Here is a 17426-nt window from a genome sequence, read left to right as displayed (position 1 = left end):
CGCGTCGTCCTTTCGAGGAAGGAAGCCACTCGTGATCAAGGTCGTACGGGGCAATCCCACCCCGGAGGAGCTGGCCGCCGCCCTGGCGGTGGTCCAAGCCCGCGCGGCGGCCCGCGCCGCCGCCGCGCCGGAGGACGGCACCCGCCCGGAGTGGGCCGCCCCGGCCCGCCTGGTCGCGGCCCGCAACGTCCCCCGCCCGGGCGCTCGCGCTTGGCGGACGACGTACTGGCCGGCCTAGGGCCTGTCCGGCGGATCATGTGGGCGTGCGCCGCGGCCCGTGGCGTCCGCACCACCGCTGCGCGGCGGTGTCCTCAATCGCCGGACGGGCTGGTTTTGGCTGGGCTCAGCCGTCCAGCAAGCGCCGGGCGGGGTCGGTCTACGGGGTTCAGCCGTTCAATCGCCGGACGGACTGGGACCAGCCATTTCCAGCCCGTCCGGCGTTTGAGGACGCGCCCGCAGGGCGCCCGCCGCCGCAGGCGGCACAACCGGCCCGCAGCCGAAGAGACCGCCGGCCAGGCGAGAGGCGCGCGTGAGTACCCGTACTCAGGCGCGCCACGCATTCCGGGCGCACCATGGGCAGCATGCTCTGGTCCGACCCGTCCGACGAACCCCCCGAGGAGCTGCGCGAGGCGCAGGCGATGCTCCGGAGGGCGGGTGTCGTGATCGCGGTCGGCATGGTGGTCCTCTTCTTCGTGCTCGGCATCGCCTGAGCGGGCGTCCGCGCGTGCGGTGACGCACAGGGCACAGCGGACACACAGGTGCATTACCTCCGCAACCAAATTCCCCCCATTCGCATCACTACCAGTGATATGCCGCGAACCGGGGAGTGCGTCGAACCATGAACAGGCCCGTACGCCACATAGCGATATTCGTCGGGGTGCTGGTGTTCGCCCTGCTCGCCCAGGCCACCTGGGTGCAGTTCGCACGCAACGGCGAACTCTCGAACCACGAGAAGAACCACCGGGTGACCATCGCCCGGTTCGCCCAGCCGCGCGGCAGCATCATCGTCGGCGGCCAGCCCGTCACCGGCTCCGTCGCGACCGACGGCGACCTGAAGTACAAGCGCACGTTCAAGGACGGCGCGATGTACGCCCCCGTCACCGGCTACTCCTCGCAGGGCTACGGCAACACGTTCCTGGAAGGCGTCAACGACAAGCTGCTCAGCGGCAAGGACGACCGGCTCTTCTTCCAGCAGACCAGTGACATGCTCACGGGCAAGAAGTCGCGCGGCGGCGATGTGGTGACGACCATCGACCCCAAGGCGCAGAAGGCCGCCTACGAGGGCCTCGGCTCGTACAAGGGCGCGGTCGTCGCGCTCGACCCGCGCACCGGCAAGATCCTCGCCCTGGCCTCCACACCGTCCTACGACCCGTCGCTCATCGCCGGGCAGTCCGGCAAGGACAAGGCGGAGTGGAAGAAGCTCCAGGCCGACAAGGACAAGCCGATGAACAACCGGGCGCTGCGCGAGCGGTTCCCCCCGGGTTCGACGTTCAAGATCCTCACCGCGGCGGCGGCCCTGGAACACGGGCTGGTCTCGGACATCGACGCCAAGGGCGACGCGCCGGCCCCTTACCAGCTGCCCGACAGCACCACGAGGATCGGCAACGACATCGCTTCCGCGCCCTGCGACAGGGCCTCGCTCAAGACCGGTCTCCAGTGGTCGTGCAACAACGTCTTCCTGGACCTGGCGGCCAAGCTGGGCAAGGACAAGATGCGGGAGACGGCGGAGAAGTTCGGCTTCAACTCCGAGGTGTTCACCCCGGTGCGGGCCAGTGAGAGTCTCTACCCCACGAAGCTCGACCGGCCGCAGACCGCGCTGACCGGTATGGGCCAGGGCAGCCTGGACAGCACGCCGCTGCAGATCGCGATGATGACCGCGGGCCTCGCCAACGACGGCAAGGTGATGAAGCCGTACATGGTCGAGGAGCTGCGCGGGCCCGATCTGTCCGTCCTGGAGAAGCACGAGCCCGAGGTCATGAACCAGGCCGTCTCCGCCGACACCGCCAAGAAGGTCCAGGCGATGATGGAGAATACCGCCGAGAACGGCACCGGCAAGAAGGCGCTCATCGACGGCGTGACGGTCGGCGCGAAGACCGGCACCGCGCAGCACGGGGTGCGCAACGAGAAGCTGCCGTACGCCTGGTTCGTCTCCTACGCCAAGCAGGGCGACGGTTCGCCGGTCGCCGTCGCCGTGTTCATCGACCCCGAGGGGTCGGGCATCGACCGCGACGAGATCTCCGGCGGCGGGCTCGCGGGGCCCATCGCGAAGAAGGTCATGGAGTCGGTGCTCAAGAAGTAACGGGGCCTGCTACGAAGGCCGTTGGTGCAGCCGTCAACCATTCCCCGACGGAAATCGTACGATCTTCGGACTTAACTCAGAGGTCATCGCTCCGCCCCCGCTCCGACACCTCATATGACTAGAATCCCTCACCACAGACACTCGAACGAGGGAGCGGGACGTGATGCGCCTCCGGTCCGCCGGCTTCGTCGGCACGCTCCTCGCCCTCGTCCTGTCCGTGTTCCTGCTCGCCCAGACGTCGGCAGCCGGGGAACCCGTTCTGTCGCCGTCGTCGGTCTCGCACACGGTCCAGGCCGCCGAGACCGACCGCCTCCACCCCGACGACCGCGGCGACGACGAACAGACCCGTCGTGGCCGGACCTCCGTCGGCACCACCGCCACGCCGCGGCTCCGGCAGCGGCCCGCCTCCGCCACGCCCACCGGGAACGCACCGGACGCCGCGCACGGGGGAACGGGTGCGGGGCAGCCCGACTGGCGGATGCCCGCGTCGGCTCGCGGATCCAGTCATCAACTCGCCGCCGTCTTCCAGGTTTTCCGGCACTGAGCGTCTCCAGGCACTGAGCGCCCGCGGGCGCCCATCGCCTTCGGGCACCGCGCCTCCGGACCCCTGAGCACGGCGGCTTCGCCGTTTTTCCGGCCGCACCGAACTCTTCGGTGCTTCAACCCCATACCCGCATAAATCCATACGAGACGTACCGACGACGCAACGTCTTCGATGTCCGACCGACAACGACGACCTCCAGGAGGTCAGCCGTTCATGCAGTCCCTCATCGACCACGCCCGCGCCTTCTCCACCCGCGCGCCTCAATCCCTCGGGGAACTCAGCGGCCTTGAGCTGGGCCAGTCCCCCGAAGCACTGTTCATCACCTGCTCCGACTCCCGGGTCGTGCCGGCACTCATCACCGGCACCCGGCCGGGAGAACTGTTCGAACTCCGCACGGCGGGCAACATCGTTCCCGCGTACAGCACCGAGCAGCCCTCCGGCGAGATGGCCACCATCGAATACGCGGTGTCGGTCCTCGGCGTCCGCGACATCATCGTCTGCGGGCACTCGCACTGCGGCGCCGTGGGCGCTCTGGTGCGCGACGAGGACCTGACCGGGGTGCCCGCCGTCCAGGGCTGGCTGCGGCGCGGGGCCTCGGCCGAGCTGCGGGAAGCGGGCACCGGCACGGACGGCCCCGACGTGGCCGTCCCCGTGCAGGGGCACGTCCTCGCCCAGCTCGACCGGCTGCGCGGCTACCCCTGTGTGGCCCGCCGGCTCGCCGACGGCGGCCTCGGGCTGCACGCCTGGTACTACGAGGTCCACACCGGAGCCGTCCTCGCCCACCAGCCCGCCGGCGACCGAGCCGCGTTCCTGCCCCTGTGAACCGCCGGTGGTGATCCGCGGCATCGGGTCACCACTGCTCGCCTTCCCCACCTACGTGAGGAATCCATGCTCTCCAGATTCCGTTCCACCGACCTGCGACGGGACGTCACCGCTTCGCTCGTCGTCTTCCTCGTCGCCCTCCCGCTGTGCGTCGGTGTCGCCGTCGCCTCCGGGGTGCCCGCCGAACTCGGCCTGGTCACCGGCATCGTCGGCGGCCTCGTCGTCGGTCTGCTGCCCGGCAGCTCCCTTCAGGTCAGCGGCCCGGCCGCCGGACTGACCGTGCTGGTGTACGAGGCCGTCCAGACCCATGGCCTCGGCACCCTCGGGGTGATCGTCCTGGCCACCGGCGCCCTCCAGACCGCCCTGGGCTTCCTCGGGTTCGGGCGCTGGTTCCGCGCCATCTCCATCGCCGTCGTCCAGGGAATGCTGGCCGGCATCGGGCTCGTCCTCATCCTCGGCCAGTCCTATGCGATGGCCGACCTCAAGGCCCCCGGCACCGGGCTGGAGAAGGTGGCCGGGCTCCCCGGCCTCGTCGGCGACATCGCCGCCGACCGGACGGCCCTGTCCGCCTTCGCCCTGGGCGCCGGGACCATCGCCGTCCTGGTGCTGTGGAAGAAGCTGCCCGCGCGGATCTCCGGGGTGGTACCCGCGCCCCTGGTGGCGGTGGCGCTCGCCACGACCGCCACGGCCCTCTTCTCCCCGCCCGTCGCCAAGGTCGAGGTACGGGGCCTGCTGGAGGCCGTCCAGCCGCCCGGCGCCGGCGCCTTCTCCCATCTGGGCGACGTGGCCCTGCTCGGCACCGTGCTGGCCTTCACCCTCATCGCCTCCGCCGAAAGCCTCTTCAGTGCCGCGGCGGTGGACCGGATGCACGACGGCCCCCGGACCGAGTACGACAAGGAGCTGATGGCGCAGGGCGCGGGCAACACCGTCTGCGGGCTGCTCGGCGCGCTGCCGATGACCGCGGTCATCGTGCGCAGCGCGGCCAACGTCCAGGCGGGCGCCCGCACCAAGGCCTCCCGCGTCCTGCACGGCCTGTGGCTGCTGCTGTTCGCGGCCCTGCTCCCGGCGGCGCTCGGCGTGATCCCCGTCGCGGCCCTCGCAGGTGTGCTCGTGCACGCGGGCTGCAAGCTCGTCCCGGTCCGGGAACTGCTTCCGCTGTGGCGCGCGCACCGCGGCGAGGCCGTGGTCCTGACGGTCACCGCCGTCGCGATCGTCACCACGAACATGTTCGAGGGGGTCCTGATCGGTCTGCTGCTCGCGGTCGCCAAGACCGCCTGGGAGATCTCCCACATCCAGCTGAACGTCGAGGACGGTGACACCGGGCCCATCCGCGTCCGGCTCACCGGCAACGCCACGTTCCTGCGGCTGCCGCACATGCTCGACACCCTCGAAGCGCTGCCGAAGGACCGGCCGATCGAACTCGACCTGTCCGGGCTGCGCCACCTCGACCACGCGTGCCTGACCGCCCTCACCAACTGGGCGGACCGGCACAACGAGGAGGGTACGGAACCGGTCCGGATGAGCGGAGAGGTGGCCGTGGCCGCCGGCTGAGCCGACCCGGCGGGGCCGACCCGGGGCGGCGGACCTCATAGGCTGGCCCGTATGAACGACAGCCACGGGCGCCGCCGCCTCGTCCTCGCCTCCCAGTCCCCCGCCCGACTCGGCCTGCTGCGCCAGGCCGGGCTCGCGCCCGAGGTGATCGTCAGCGGTGTGGACGAGGACGCGATCACCGCGCCGACCCCCGCCGAGCTGGCGCGGGTGCTCGCCGAGGCGAAGGCGGCGGCCGTGGCCGCGCGGGCGGAGGCGGCCGGGGCGCTCGTCATCGGCTGCGACTCGGTGCTGGAGCTGGACGGCGAGGCCCTCGGCAAGCCCAAGGACGCCGAGGACGCCACCGCCCGCTGGAAGTCGATGCGTGGCCGGTCCGGAGAACTGCGGACCGGCCACTGCGTCATCGACACGGCCACCGGCCGTCAGGTCTCCGCCACCGCCTCCACGACGGTCCGCTTCGGTCAGCCGGGCGACGCCGAGATCGCCGCGTACGTGGCCTCCGGCGAGCCCCTTCACGTGGCGGGCGCGTTCACCCTCGACGGCCGCTCCGCACCCTTCATCGAGGGCATCGACGGCGACCCCGGCAACGTCATCGGCCTGTCGCTCCCCCTGCTCCGCGAGCAGCTCGCCGAACTGGGCGTCGTGATCACCGACCTGTGGGTGTGACGCCCCGAGCGCCCTGCGGGCGCGTCCTCAATCGCCGGACGGGCTGGTTTTGGCTGAGCTCAGCCAAAACCAGCCCGTCCGGCGATTGAGGACACCGCCGCGCAGCGGTGGTGCGGGCACGGTGACCCGCCGGGCAGGCTAGAACGGCAGCAGACCGAGCACGGGGGTCAGCGCCTCGGTGACCTGGTTGAGCTTGCCCAGCTCGTTCAGCTTGTCGAGCTGGTTCAGCCTGCTCAGCTCGTCGGTGGCGCCCGGGTAGATGCTGGTCTGCGGGTTGCCGTCCTTGGCCATGCCCGGCGGCGGGGTCACGACGTCGCCCGCCGTCGCGTTCGGCGGGGGGACGGGCGTGGGCACGGCGGACGCGGCGGTGGCGGTCATCGTGAGAGCGGCGCCGGCCAGAACGGCGGCGGCTGCAATGCGCTTGATCATGACTTCACCAACGATGTCGTGTCATCTCGGTCACCGACGCTTCGGCCACTCGGGGGCTCCTTCCCCAAAACCCCCATGGTCCTCCGCGGAGCTGGTAGAGAAGGCGGATCCGGCGGCCTCGGGCGCGGCCGTGCCAAGCTGGTGGGCCCGTCGGCGGACCGCCGACGGGTACCGACGTCAAGGAGCCGTTCCGCCATGCCCCAGTCCGTCGACCGCGCCCTGGACGTGCTGGACGCCGTCGCCGCGTCCGACGGGCCGGTGCCCGCCAAGGCACTCGCCCGGCAGCTGGGCTGCGGCCTCTCGACGGTCTACGACCTGCTCGGCACCCTCACCGAGCGCGGCCATCTCGTCCGTGGCTCCGGCGGCTACACCCTCGGCTACCGCGTCCCCTCCCTGCACAGCGCCTTCCAGCGGCAGATGCGGATGGACGAGCGGGTGCACGAGCTGCTCGCCCGGGTGCGACGGGCGGCCGGGACGGACACGTACTTCAGCACCTACCGGGACGGGGACATCGCCGTCCTCGCCGGAACGGCCGCCTCCTACCCGGCCACCGGGGGCTTCTCCGTCGGCCGTGACACCGACGGACACGCCACCGCCCACGGCAAGGTCCTGCTCGCCGCCCTCCCCCGGGCGGCCCGGCTGCGCTATCTCGCGGACTCCGGGATGAGGGCCATCACCCCCCGTACGATCACCTCGCCGGAACGGCTGGATCTGGAGCTTCGGCAGGTCCGCCGCAGCGGTGTCGCGGTGGAGGTCGAGGAATGTGCACCCGGCGTGGCCTGCATCGCGGTGCCCGTGCCCGGCGATCGCGGGGGCCCGGCGCAGGCCGTCTCGGCGGCACTGCCACTGGCCGATTTTCATCGGCGCAGACACCAGGTGACCGAGGTGATGCGCCATGTCGCCGCAGAGGCCGGAAAGTTGGCCGGCTCGGGGACGCTACTGGTGGGTAAGCCACCCGTCGAAAGGGCCGGCACCCCCTGACGCCCCCCCAACGCCCCGGGCGAGAGCGCAAACTTTGTGTCACCCGTTCGTAGGGACTCCACAAAGAAACGGCACCGCCACTCCCGGGCGCTCATCGAGACCTTGACCACACCGTCCCTCGCGCAGGCGTCCGGGAAACGCCGCGTACCGTGGGGGATCTGGGAACTTCAACCCATAGGGCGCTTCCGTTTAACGCTCCGTGTGGGCAAGGTCACCCTGGAAGTCGGGTCGGCACAGAGTGTTGCCAGTACCTAAACTCACCTTGTTTCAAGGAGGGAGCCATCGTGCGCAAGGTGCTCATCGCCAACCGTGGCGAAATCGCTGTCCGCGTTGCTCGTGCGTGCCGGGATGCCGGGATCGCGAGTGTGGCGGTCTATGCCGACCCGGACCGTGACGCGTTGCATGTCCGCGCGGCCGACGAGGCCTACGCGCTGGGCGGTGACACCCCGGCGACGAGCTACCTCGACGTGGCCAAGGTGCTTGCCGCGGCAGCCGAATCGGGCGCGGACGCCATCCACCCCGGATACGGATTTCTGTCCGAGAACGCCGACTTCGCCCAGGCCGTCCTCGACGCCGGCCTGACCTGGATCGGCCCGCCGCCACAGGCCATCCGCGACCTCGGTGACAAGGTGGCGGCCCGTCATATCGCGCAGCGGGCCGGTGCCCCGCTGGTCGCCGGCACCTCCGACCCGGTCTCCGGGGCGGACGAGGTCGTCGCGTTCGCCGAGGAACACGGCCTGCCGATCGCCATCAAGGCCGCCTTCGGTGGCGGCGGCCGCGGTCTGAAGGTCGCCCGCACCCTCGAAGAGGTACCGGAGTTGTACGACTCCGCCGTCCGTGAGGCCGTCGCGGCCTTCGGTCGCGGCGAGTGCTTCGTGGAGCGCTACCTGGACCGGCCGCGTCACGTCGAGACGCAGTGCCTGGCCGACAAGCACGGCAACGTCGTGGTGGTCTCCACCCGCGACTGCTCGCTCCAGCGCCGCCACCAGAAGCTCGTGGAAGAGGCCCCGGCCCCCTTCCTCACCCCGGAGCAGAACGCGGAGCTCTACCGCGCCTCCAAGGCCATCCTGCGCGAGGCCCACTACGAGGGCGCGGGCACGTGCGAGTTCCTCGTGGGCCAGGACGGCACGATCTCCTTCCTGGAGGTCAACACCCGTCTTCAGGTCGAGCACCCGGTCACCGAAGAGGTCACCGGCATCGACCTGGTCCGCGAGATGTTCCGGATCGCCGACGGCGAGGAGCTCGGCTACGACGACCCGCCGATGCGCGGTCACTCGTTCGAGTTCCGCATCAACGGCGAGGACCCGGGCCGCAACTTCCTCCCCGCCCCCGGCACGGTGACCCGCTTCGACCCGCCGTCGGGCCCGGGCGTGCGCCTGGACGCCGGCGTCGAGAGCGGCTCGGTCATCGGCCCGGCGTGGGACTCGCTCCTCGCCAAGCTCATCATCACGGGCGCCACCCGTGAGCAGGCGCTCCAGCGCGCGGCGCGGGCCCTGGGCGAGTTCACCGTCGAGGGCATGGCCACGGCGATCCCCTTCCACCGGGCGGTCGTCACCGACCCGGCGTTCACCGCGGACCCGTTCACGGTGCACACCCGCTGGATCGAGACCGAGTTCGAGAACACCATTCCCGCCTTCTCCGGCGCGGTGGCGGACGAGGACGAGGAGGCCCCGGGCCGCGAGACCGTGGTCGTCGAGGTCGGCGGCAAGCGCCTGGAGGTCTCCCTGCCCTCCTCGCTCGGCATGACCATCGCCCGCACCGCCGCGGCGGGCGGCGCGAAGCCGAAGCGCCGCGCGGCGAAGAAGGCCGGCTCGGCGGCGTCCGGTGACGCGCTCGCGTCGCCGATGCAGGGCACCATCGTGAAGGTCGCGGTCGAAGAGGGCCAGGAAGTGGCCGCGGGCGATCTGATCGTGGTCCTGGAGGCCATGAAGATGGAGCAGCCGCTGAACGCGCACCGCGCGGGCACGGTCAAGGGCATCACCGCGGAGATCGGCGCCTCGGTCTCCTCCGGAGCCGTCATCTGCGAGATCAAGGACTGATCCCCGCCCCACCCCGGCCCATGGGCCCCGCCCGGACCACTCCGGCCGGGGCCCATCGCGCATGCTGCGCTGCTGTGCCGTGTCCTCAAGCGCCGGACGGGCTGCATTGCAGCCCGTCCGGCGCTTGAGGACGCGCCCGCAGGGCGCTCGCCGCCGCAGGCGGCACCACCGGCCGTCAGCCGAAGATCCGCCGGCCAGGCGAGAGGCAGTTGTCCCCACCCCCGCCGGACGGCAACTGGCATCCTTGGACCCGCGACCCCGGACCGGACAGGACCCGGCACGCGCACCGAGCGGGAGGACGACGTAAATGGCGACCGATGCGGCGCAGACGTCACCACGACCCATGCGCGCGGACGCGCGGCGCAACTACGAGCGGCTGCTCGTGGAAGCCCGTACCGCCTTCACCCGGCACGGCACGGACGCCTCCCTCGAGGACATCGCCCGCCGGGCCGGTGTCGGCATCGGGACGCTCTACCGGCACTTCCCCAACCGCACGGCCCTGATGAGCGCCGTTTTCCAGAGCGAGGTCGATGCGCTCCTCACCCGCTCGCGGGAGCTGCTGGCGGCGCCTGAGCCGTGCCGGGCGCTCGTGGACTGGCTGCGGGCCATCGTGGCGCACGCCAGCACCTACCGGGGGCTGTCGCGGGCCCTGATGGCCGCGCAGAGCGACGAGGCGTCCGCCCTGTCGCGGTGCAGCCTGCCGATGCGCGAGGCGGGCAGCACGCTGCTCGCCCGCGCCCAGCGGGCCGGGGCGGTCCGGTCGGATGTGGACATCGTCGATCTGATGCAGCTGACGAACGCGATTTCGCTGGCGGTCGAACAGTCCCCGGACGATCCGGAGTTGGCCGACCGCCTGCTGATGTTGACGCTCACCGGCCTCAAGGCGCCCTCGGACCCCGGGCAGGGCTGAGGGCGAGCCGAGGGGCCTCAGGTCAGCGCCGCCGCGGTGCCAGGTCCGCCACCCGGGCCGTGGACTGGTCGCCCATGCCGGAGGCGCTGCGGAGCTGGGGCGGACCCGGCGGCCCGCCCTGGCCACGGTCGGGGCTCTGGCCGGGGGCCAGCGGGATGCTGCGGCGCTGCCCCGGCAGGGGCGGCACGTCACGCACCTCGCGGCGGCGGGAGGACGGGACCTCGCCGCCGGACGCGCCACCCGGCCCCGAGCCCGACCCCGCGCCGGGCCCGGCGACCGAGATGTGCACGCCCTGGTCGGCGAGCGCCTGGAGTTCCGTGGCGGCCCGTTCGTCGTGACCGGGCGGCTCGTCGGTCACGAGTCTCGTGATGACGTCCGTGGGGACCGTCTGGAACATCGTGTCGGTGCCCAGCTTCGTGTGGTCCGCGAGCACCACGACCTCGGCGGCGGCCTGCACCAGCGCCCGGTCCACGCTCGCGGAGAGCATGTTGGACGTGGAGAGGCCGCGCTCGGCGGTCAGCCCGCTCCCCGACAGGAACGCCCGGGTCACCCGCAGGCCCTGCAGGGACTGCTCGGCCCCGCTGCCCACCAGGGCGTAGTTGGACCCGCGCAGGGTGCCGCCGGTCATGACGACCTCGACCCGGTTGGCGTGCGCGAGCGCCTGCGCGACGAGCAGGGAGTTGGTGACCACGGTCAGTCCCGGTACCCGCGCGAGCCGGCGGGCCAGCTCCTGCGTGGTCGTACCGGCGCCGACGACGACGGCCTCGCCCTCGTCGACGAAGCTCGCCGCGAGATCGGCGATGGCCGTCTTCTCGGCGGTCGCTAGATGGGATTTCTGCGGGAATCCGGACTCCCGGGTGAAACCGCCCGGCAGCACCGCACCACCGTGCCGGCGGTCGAGCAGTCCTTCTGCCTCCAGTGCCCGCACGTCGCGCCGTACGGTCACTTCGGAGGTCTGGACGACGCGGGCGAGCTCCCGGAGCGAAACCGCCCCGTTGGCGCGCACCATTTCGAGGATCAATTGACGACGTTCTGCAGCGAACACGAAACCGACAGTAACGCCAACGCGCATCCGTTTTCAGCAGGTTGCAGCAATTAACGGAAGTTGTCCGCTACGGGAGTCACCAAGTGATATAGGGGAACCGGAATGGGAGGCCCCGGGTCCTCGGCCGCGGGCCGCATGGCCCCCCTTGCCCCCTTACGGCGACGGGCCGCTCCGGCGGGCGGGCGGCTCGGCCCGCCCGAACGCCCGCCCCCGCCGGACGGGTCTAGCCGTCCCGCTGCGCCTTGCGGGTGTGCAGCTGACGGGCCACCTCGGCGATCGAACCGGACAGCGACGGGTACACCGTGAACGCGTTCGCGATCTGTTCCACGGTCAGATTGTTGTCGACCGCGATCGAGATCGGGTGAATCAGCTCGCTGGCCCGGGGCGAGACCACGACGCCGCCGACCACGATGCCCGTGCCGGGGCGGCAGAACATCTTGACGAATCCGTCCCGGATGCCCTGCATCTTCGCGCGCGGGTTGCGCAGCAGCGGCAGCTTCACCACCCGGGCGTCGATCCGCCCGGCGTCGACGTCGGCCTGGGTATAGCCGACCGTGGCGATCTCCGGATCCGTGAACACGTTCGCGGACACGGCCTTGAGATTCAGCGGCGCGACCGCGTCGCCCAGGAAGTGGTACATGGCGATGCGGCCCTGCATCGCGGCGACCGACGCCAGCGCGAAGACCCCCGTGCAGTCGCCGGCCGCATAGACGCCGGGCGCGCTCGTGCGCGAGACCTTGTCGGTCCACACGTGCCCCGAGTCCTTGAGCCGGACCCCGGACTCCTCCAGGCCGATGCCCGCCGTGTTGGGGATCGAGCCGACCGCCATCAGGCAGTGCGTGCCGGTGATGACCCGGCCGTCCGCCAGCGTCACCTCGACCCGGTCGCCCACCCGTTTGGCGGACTGGGCCCTGGAGCGCGACATCACGTTCATGCCGCGGCGCCGGAAGACGTCCTCCAGCACGGCGGCCGCGTCCGGGTCCTCACCCGGCAGCACCCGGTCGCGCGAGGAGACCAGGGTGACCTTCGAGCCGAGCGCCTGGTAGGCGCCGGCGAACTCGGCGCCGGTGACGCCCGAGCCGACCACGATCAGCTCTTCGGGCAGCTCCTCCAGGTCGTAGACCTGGGTCCAGTTCAGGATCCGCTCGCCGTCCGGCAGCGCGTCCGGGATCTCCCGGGGGTGCGCGCCCGTGGCGATCAGCACCGCGTCCGCGACGAGGGTCTCCTCCGAGCCGTCGGCGGCCCGTACGACGACCTTGCGCGAGCCGTCCGGGGCCTGGTGGGGCTCCAGGCGGCCGCGGCCGCGCATGACCCTGCCGCCGGCCCGCGTCACCGAGGCCGTGATGTCGTGCGACTGGGCCAGTGCCAGGCGCTTCACACGCCGGTTCACCTTGCCCAGGTCCACGCCCACCACGCGCGCCGCCTGCTCCAGATGCGGCGTGTCGTCGGCGACGATGATCCCCAGCTCCTCGTACGAGGAGTCGAAGGTCGTCATCACCTCAGCCGTCGCGATAAGAGTCTTCGAGGGCACGCAGTCGGTCAGCACCGACGCCCCGCCCAGACCGTCGCAGTCAACGACGGTCACCTCCGCGCCGAGCTGCGCGGCGACGAGCGCCGCCTCATAGCCGCCGGGTCCGCCACCGATGATCACGATCCGAGTCACGTATTCCATTGTCCCGCACCCATCAAAGCGAATCCTTCCGGGGCCCGTGTACGCGATTTCGTACGTAATCCACCGTGATCCACGCGATCCCGTCGCCGGACGGCATCCGAGGATCCGTACGAGGTTCGGCAGCGGGTTCCGCGCGAACCCTCCTTCGAGACTGCCACCCCAAATGCCGTCCCGCCTCACTCCCGTACCCTCAGAACCATGTCGCTCTACGCCGCGTACGCCGGCAACCTCGACGCGCGGCTGATGTCCCGCCGCGCACCGCACTCGCCGCTGCGCGGCACGGGCTGGCTCGCCGACTGGCGGCTGACCTTCGGCGGTGAGCAGATGGGCTGGGAGGGGGCGCTCTCGACGGTCGTCGAGGCACCGCGCTCCCAGGTCTTCGTCGCCCTCTACGACATCGCCCCGATGGACGAGGACTCGATGGACCGTTGGGAGGGTGTCGGTCTCGACATCTACCGCCGGATGCGGGTCCGCGTGCACACCCTGGACGGCGAGGAGCCCGCGTGGATCTACGTCCTCAACGGTTACGAGGGCGGGCTGCCCTCCGCGCGCTACCTCGGTGAGATCGCCGACGCCGCGGAGTCGGCGGGCGCCCCCCACGACTACGTCATGGAGCTGCGCAAGCGGCCTTGCTGAGCGGTGACGACCGCGTCTCGTCACAACGCACAAAGCAACAATCGGAACACCGTGACCAGCGACATCTACGCGCGTAGGCGAATAGCGGCTACCCTCGTCCGCGTGAACGCATCAGTTACTCCCGACATCCAGGCCGACCCGTACGCGGCGGCCGACGCCGCCGCCGCCCGTCTTCGCGAGCTCACGGGCGCCGAGACCCACGACGTCGCCCTGGTCATGGGCAGCGGCTGGCTCCCGGCGACCGAGGCGCTCGGCACCCCCGAGGCCGAATTCCCGGTCACCGAGCTCCCCGGCTTCACGGCCGCCGCCGTCGCGGGCCACGCGGGCACGGTTCGCTCGTACAAGGTCAACGACAAGCGCGCGCTCGTCTTCCTCGGCCGCACGCACTTCTACGAGGGCCGCGGTGTCGCCGCCGTCGTCCACGGCGTCCGCACCTCCGTCGCCGCCGGCTGCAAGACCGTCGTCCTCACCAACGGCTGCGGCGGTCTCCGTGACGGCATGCGTCCCGGTCAGCCGGTGCTGATCAGCGACCACATCAACCTCACGGCCACGTCGCCGATCGTCGGCGCGAACTTCGTGGACCTCACCGACCTGTACTCGCAGCGGCTGCGCACCCTGTGCCAGGAGGTGGACCCCACCCTGGAGGAGGGCGTCTACGTCCAGCTCCCCGGCCCGCACTACGAGACGCCGGCGGAGATCAAGATGGTCCGCACGCTCGGCGGCGACCTGGTCGGCATGTCCACCACGCTCGAGGCGATCGCCGCGCGTGAGGCGGGCGCCGAGGTGCTGGGCATCTCCCTGGTGACGAACCTCGCCGCGGGCATGACGGGCGAGCCGCTCAACCACGAAGAGGTGCTCCAGGCCGGCCGCGACTCCGCCGCCCAGATGGGTGACCTCCTGGCCCGGGTCCTCCCGCGCCTGTAACCCCCATGCCGAAGGATGGCCCGGTGCCGACCGGTCGAAGGGCCGGCGCCGGGCCACACCCTTGCCCGGAATCGTTCACTCAGGCGAAGGCCTGAGGTTGCTGGATCGGTGATCGGGCATTCCTTCGGGGGCAGGGCGGTCGCCCGCCCGGCCCCGCACCGCCCCGCCGCCCCCACACCACACCCACCCCCGAATCCCCTCCGGAGGAGAACCCGTGGAGCGAGACCTCATCGCGCAGGCCAAGACGTGGCTGGCCGAGGACCCCGACCCCGACACCCGCGACGAGCTGGCCAAGCTCATCGACGCCGGGGACCTGACCGAGCTGACCGTCCGCTTCGGCGGCACCCTGCAGTTCGGTACCGCCGGTCTCCGCGGTGAGCTGGGCGCGGGGCCCATGCGCATGAACCGTGCCGTCGTGATCCGCGCGGCCGCCGGTCTCGCCGCGTACCTCAAGAAGCAGGGGCACACCGACGGCCTCGTCGTCATCGGTTACGACGCCCGCCACAAGAGCGCCGACTTCGCCCGCGACACGGCCGCCGTCATGGTCGGCGCGGGCCTGCGCGCCGCCCTGCTGCCGCGCCCGCTGCCCACGCCCGTGCTGGCCTTCGCCATCCGCCACCTCGGCGCGGTCGCGGGCGTCGAGGTGACCGCCAGCCACAACCCGCCGCGCGACAACGGCTACAAGGTCTACCTCGGCGACGGCTCCCAGATCGTGCCGCCCGCCGACGGTGAGATCGCCGCCGAGATCGCCGCGATCGCCACCCTCGACGACGTGCCCCGCCCCGAGGCCGGCTGGCAGACCCTGGACGACTCCGTGGTCGGGTCCTACCTGGAGCGCACCGACGCCGTCCTGACCAACGGCTCCCCGCGTGACGTCCGCGTGGTCTACACGCCCATGCACGGCGTCGGCCGCGACACCCTGACCGCCGCCTTCGCGCGCGCCGGGTTCCCCGCGCCGACCGTGGTCGCCGAGCAGGCCGAGCCGGACCCCGACTTCCCCACCGTCGCCTTCCCCAACCCGGAGGAGCCGGGCGCGATGGACCTGGCGTTCGCCACCGCCCGCGAGGCGGCGCCGGACATCGTCATCGCCAACGACCCGGACGCGGACCGCTGCGCCGTCGCGGTGCCCGACCCGCAAAGCGACGCCGGCTGGCGCATGCTGCGCGGCGACGAGGTGGGCGCGCTGCTGGCCACGCACCTGGTGCGCAAGGAGGCGACCGGCACGTTCGCCACGACGATCGTCTCGTCCTCGCTGCTCTCCCGGATCGCCGCCGCAGCGCCGGGTGCCGCGTACGAGGAGACGCTCACCGGCTTCAAGTGGCTGGCCCGCGTCGACGGCCTGCGGTACGCCTACGAGGAGGCGCTGGGCTACTGCGTCGACCCCGAGGGCGTCCGCGACAAGGACGGCATCACCGCCGCCCTGCTGATCGCCGAGCTGGCCGCCGGACTCAAGGCGTCCGGACGCACGCTCACCGACCTCCTGGACGACCTCGCCGTCGAGCACGGGCTGCACGCCACGGACCAGCTCTCGGTGCGGGTGGACGACCTCTCGCTGATCGCGAACGCCATGCGGCGGCTGCGCGAGCAGCCCCCGACGGTCCTCGCCGGGCTCCGGGTGTCCTCCGCCGAGGACCTGACCGAGGGCACGGAGTCGCTGCCGCCGACCGATGGTCTGCGGTACCACTTGGCGGGTGACGCCTCCGGGGCCGTCTCGGCCGCGCGCGTCATCGTCCGCCCCAGCGGCACCGAGCCCAAGATCAAGTGCTACCTGGAGGTCGTCGTCCCGGTCACCGACGCCGCCGCCCTCCCCGAGGCCCGCACCCAGGCCGCCACGGTCCTCGCCGCCATCAAGACGGACCTGTCCAAGGCTGCCGGCATCTGACCGCTGCCACGTCAAGCCCGTCCGGCGCTTGAGGACACGCCCGCAGGGCGCCCGCCGCCGCAGGCGGCACCACCGGCCGGCAGCCGAAAAACCGCCGGAGGCCGCCGGCACCACCGCTGCGCGGCGGTCGTCCTCAATCGCCGGACGGGCTTGATTTAGCGGACCCCGGCCCACATCGCCGGACAGGCTGGAGGTGGCTGACCTCAGCCACATCAAGCCCGTCCGGCGCTTGAGGACGCGCCCGCAGGGCGCCCGCCGCCGCAGGCGGCACCACCCGGCCGCACGGGCTGATTGGGCCGAGGCCGTAGCCCCCGCGCCCGCCCGCCGCCGGCGAAGGTCACATCACCGCGAACAGCACCACGAGCAGCACCAGCCCCACCACAACCGGCGCGATCAGTTCGAAAGCCCACCGCACCTCCGGATCCCCCTGCGCCCCCGGGCGCGAAGCGTTCCGTTCCGCGAGTTCGCGCAGGTCGTCGATCGCCTGGTCGGCAGGGGCCCGGGTGAAGTCGGAGACCGAGGCCGAGACCGTGCCCGTGAGGTCCTCCGAAGCCGCCCTGGTCTGCCGCCGTGCGGCGGTCTTGCGCTGGCGGAGGGAGACGGGGATCGCCCAGAGCTGGTACTTGGCCCCGCCCGCCAGGACCTCGCTGGAGTAGCCCGCCCGGACGCCCGACACACTGGCCCACGGCAGCGTGATCGTACGGAAGGGGTTGCGCACCCGGAGGGAGTCCTCGCCGGCCCACACCGCAGGGCGCAGCGTGAAGGCGATCACCAGCGGCACCGCGCACAGCAGTGCGGCCAGGGTGAGCCAGGGGGTGCGGCCCTCGCCGCGTACGATCGCGTCGCCGCCCAGCCAGGCGCCGATCAGCAACAGCAGCACGCCGCCGCCGATGCCGGAGGCGGAGCGGTAGCACCGCTCGGCGTACCCCTTGTCCGGTGCGTTCTCAGGGGGCCGTGGTGCGGATGAGTCGTCCGGGCTCGTCATGCCGCCGATTGTGCACCACGCCCGCGCGAGGCAGTGTGGCGCAG

Annotated in this window: 17 protein-coding genes; 13 read left to right on the top strand and 4 right to left on the bottom strand. The window is 71.8% G+C overall.

Features of this window, described 5'->3' with window-relative positions; genetic code table 11:
- Positions 1-31: 31 nt before the first annotated feature.
- The 7 genes from ACZ6MA_RS14165 (at position 32) to ACZ6MA_RS14135 (ending at position 5879) form a co-directional block, all read left to right on the top strand.
- The gene (locus ACZ6MA_RS14165; protein ID WP_469433677.1) at positions 32-238 is read left to right on the top strand and encodes an acyl-CoA carboxylase epsilon subunit; all 207 of its coding nucleotides are present in this window, start codon (positions 32-34) and stop codon (positions 236-238) included.
- A gap of 343 nt (positions 239-581) precedes the next feature.
- Positions 582-710 carry a morphogenic membrane protein MmpB gene (mmpB, locus tag ACZ6MA_RS14160; protein ID WP_469433676.1) on the top strand — a complete coding sequence of 43 codons (129 nt, stop codon included), beginning with the start codon at positions 582-584 and terminating at the stop codon, positions 708-710.
- 128 nt (positions 711-838) lie between these two features.
- Complete coding sequence (locus tag ACZ6MA_RS14155) at positions 839-2299, top strand: peptidoglycan D,D-transpeptidase FtsI family protein (protein WP_469433675.1); 1461 nt, start codon at positions 839-841, stop codon at positions 2297-2299.
- Positions 2300-2459: 160 nt separating this feature from the next.
- The gene (locus ACZ6MA_RS14150) at positions 2460-2843 is read left to right on the top strand and encodes a hypothetical protein (RefSeq protein ID WP_469433673.1); all 384 of its coding nucleotides are present in this window, start codon (positions 2460-2462) and stop codon (positions 2841-2843) included.
- A 213-nt stretch (positions 2844-3056) separates the two neighbouring features.
- Complete coding sequence (locus tag ACZ6MA_RS14145) at positions 3057-3665, top strand: carbonic anhydrase (protein WP_469433672.1); 609 nt, start codon at positions 3057-3059, stop codon at positions 3663-3665.
- Positions 3666-3731: 66 nt separating this feature from the next.
- Positions 3732-5216 carry a SulP family inorganic anion transporter gene (locus ACZ6MA_RS14140; RefSeq protein ID WP_469433671.1) on the top strand — a complete coding sequence of 495 codons (1485 nt, stop codon included), beginning with the start codon at positions 3732-3734 and terminating at the stop codon, positions 5214-5216.
- A gap of 51 nt (positions 5217-5267) precedes the next feature.
- Complete coding sequence (locus ACZ6MA_RS14135; protein WP_469433669.1) at positions 5268-5879, top strand: Maf family protein; 612 nt, start codon at positions 5268-5270, stop codon at positions 5877-5879.
- Between the two features lie 138 nt (positions 5880-6017).
- Here ACZ6MA_RS14135 and ACZ6MA_RS14130 read toward each other — a convergent pair whose 3' ends face one another.
- Positions 6018-6308, bottom strand: coding sequence for a hypothetical protein (locus ACZ6MA_RS14130; RefSeq protein ID WP_469433667.1), 291 nt, complete (start codon positions 6306-6308; stop codon positions 6018-6020).
- A gap of 195 nt (positions 6309-6503) precedes the next feature.
- Between ACZ6MA_RS14130 and ACZ6MA_RS14125 the strand changes: the two genes are divergently transcribed.
- From ACZ6MA_RS14125 to ACZ6MA_RS14115, 3 genes are all read left to right on the top strand, one after another.
- Positions 6504-7289 (top strand): IclR family transcriptional regulator, encoded by a 786-nt coding sequence (locus tag ACZ6MA_RS14125; protein ID WP_469433665.1) that lies wholly within the window; start codon positions 6504-6506, stop codon positions 7287-7289.
- A gap of 284 nt (positions 7290-7573) precedes the next feature.
- Positions 7574-9328 (top strand): acetyl/propionyl/methylcrotonyl-CoA carboxylase subunit alpha, encoded by a 1755-nt coding sequence (locus ACZ6MA_RS14120; RefSeq protein WP_469433664.1) that lies wholly within the window; start codon positions 7574-7576, stop codon positions 9326-9328.
- A gap of 343 nt (positions 9329-9671) precedes the next feature.
- Positions 9672-10238 carry a TetR/AcrR family transcriptional regulator gene (locus ACZ6MA_RS14115; protein WP_469434112.1) on the top strand — a complete coding sequence of 189 codons (567 nt, stop codon included), beginning with the start codon at positions 9672-9674 and terminating at the stop codon, positions 10236-10238.
- A gap of 22 nt (positions 10239-10260) precedes the next feature.
- Here ACZ6MA_RS14115 and ACZ6MA_RS14110 read toward each other — a convergent pair whose 3' ends face one another.
- Both ACZ6MA_RS14110 and ACZ6MA_RS14105 read right to left on the bottom strand, forming a co-directional pair.
- Positions 10261-11310, bottom strand: coding sequence for a DeoR/GlpR family DNA-binding transcription regulator (locus tag ACZ6MA_RS14110; protein WP_469433662.1), 1050 nt, complete (start codon positions 11308-11310; stop codon positions 10261-10263).
- Between the two features lie 196 nt (positions 11311-11506).
- Positions 11507-12955: an NAD(P)H-quinone dehydrogenase gene (locus tag ACZ6MA_RS14105; RefSeq protein WP_469433660.1), complete on the bottom strand. Its 1449-nt coding sequence runs from the start codon at positions 12953-12955 to the stop codon at positions 11507-11509.
- A gap of 198 nt (positions 12956-13153) precedes the next feature.
- Here ACZ6MA_RS14105 and ACZ6MA_RS14100 point away from each other — a divergent pair, with 198 nt between their 5' ends.
- From ACZ6MA_RS14100 to ACZ6MA_RS14090, 3 genes are all read left to right on the top strand, one after another.
- Positions 13154-13591 (top strand): gamma-glutamylcyclotransferase family protein, encoded by a 438-nt coding sequence (locus tag ACZ6MA_RS14100; RefSeq protein ID WP_469433658.1) that lies wholly within the window; start codon positions 13154-13156, stop codon positions 13589-13591.
- A 102-nt stretch (positions 13592-13693) separates the two neighbouring features.
- Entirely contained in the window at positions 13694-14515 is an 822-nt protein-coding gene (locus ACZ6MA_RS14095; RefSeq protein WP_469433657.1) for a purine-nucleoside phosphorylase, read from the top strand.
- Positions 14516-14729: 214 nt separating this feature from the next.
- Positions 14730-16397, top strand: a complete 1668-nt coding sequence (locus tag ACZ6MA_RS14090) for a phospho-sugar mutase (protein WP_469433655.1) — start codon at positions 14730-14732, stop codon at positions 16395-16397.
- Positions 16398-16734: 337 nt separating this feature from the next.
- On the opposite strand, the gene ACZ6MA_RS14085 is transcribed toward ACZ6MA_RS14090, so the two are convergent.
- On the bottom strand, positions 16735-17382 hold the full coding sequence (locus ACZ6MA_RS14085) for a PH domain-containing protein (RefSeq protein ID WP_469433653.1): 648 nt from the start codon (positions 17380-17382) through the stop codon (positions 16735-16737).
- Positions 17383-17426: the final 44 nt, after the last annotated feature.

The organism is Streptomyces sp. NPDC042259 (genome assembly GCF_055582085.1).
Note: the sequence above shows the minus strand (reverse complement) of the source record. Positions and strands in the feature narration are given on the sequence as shown.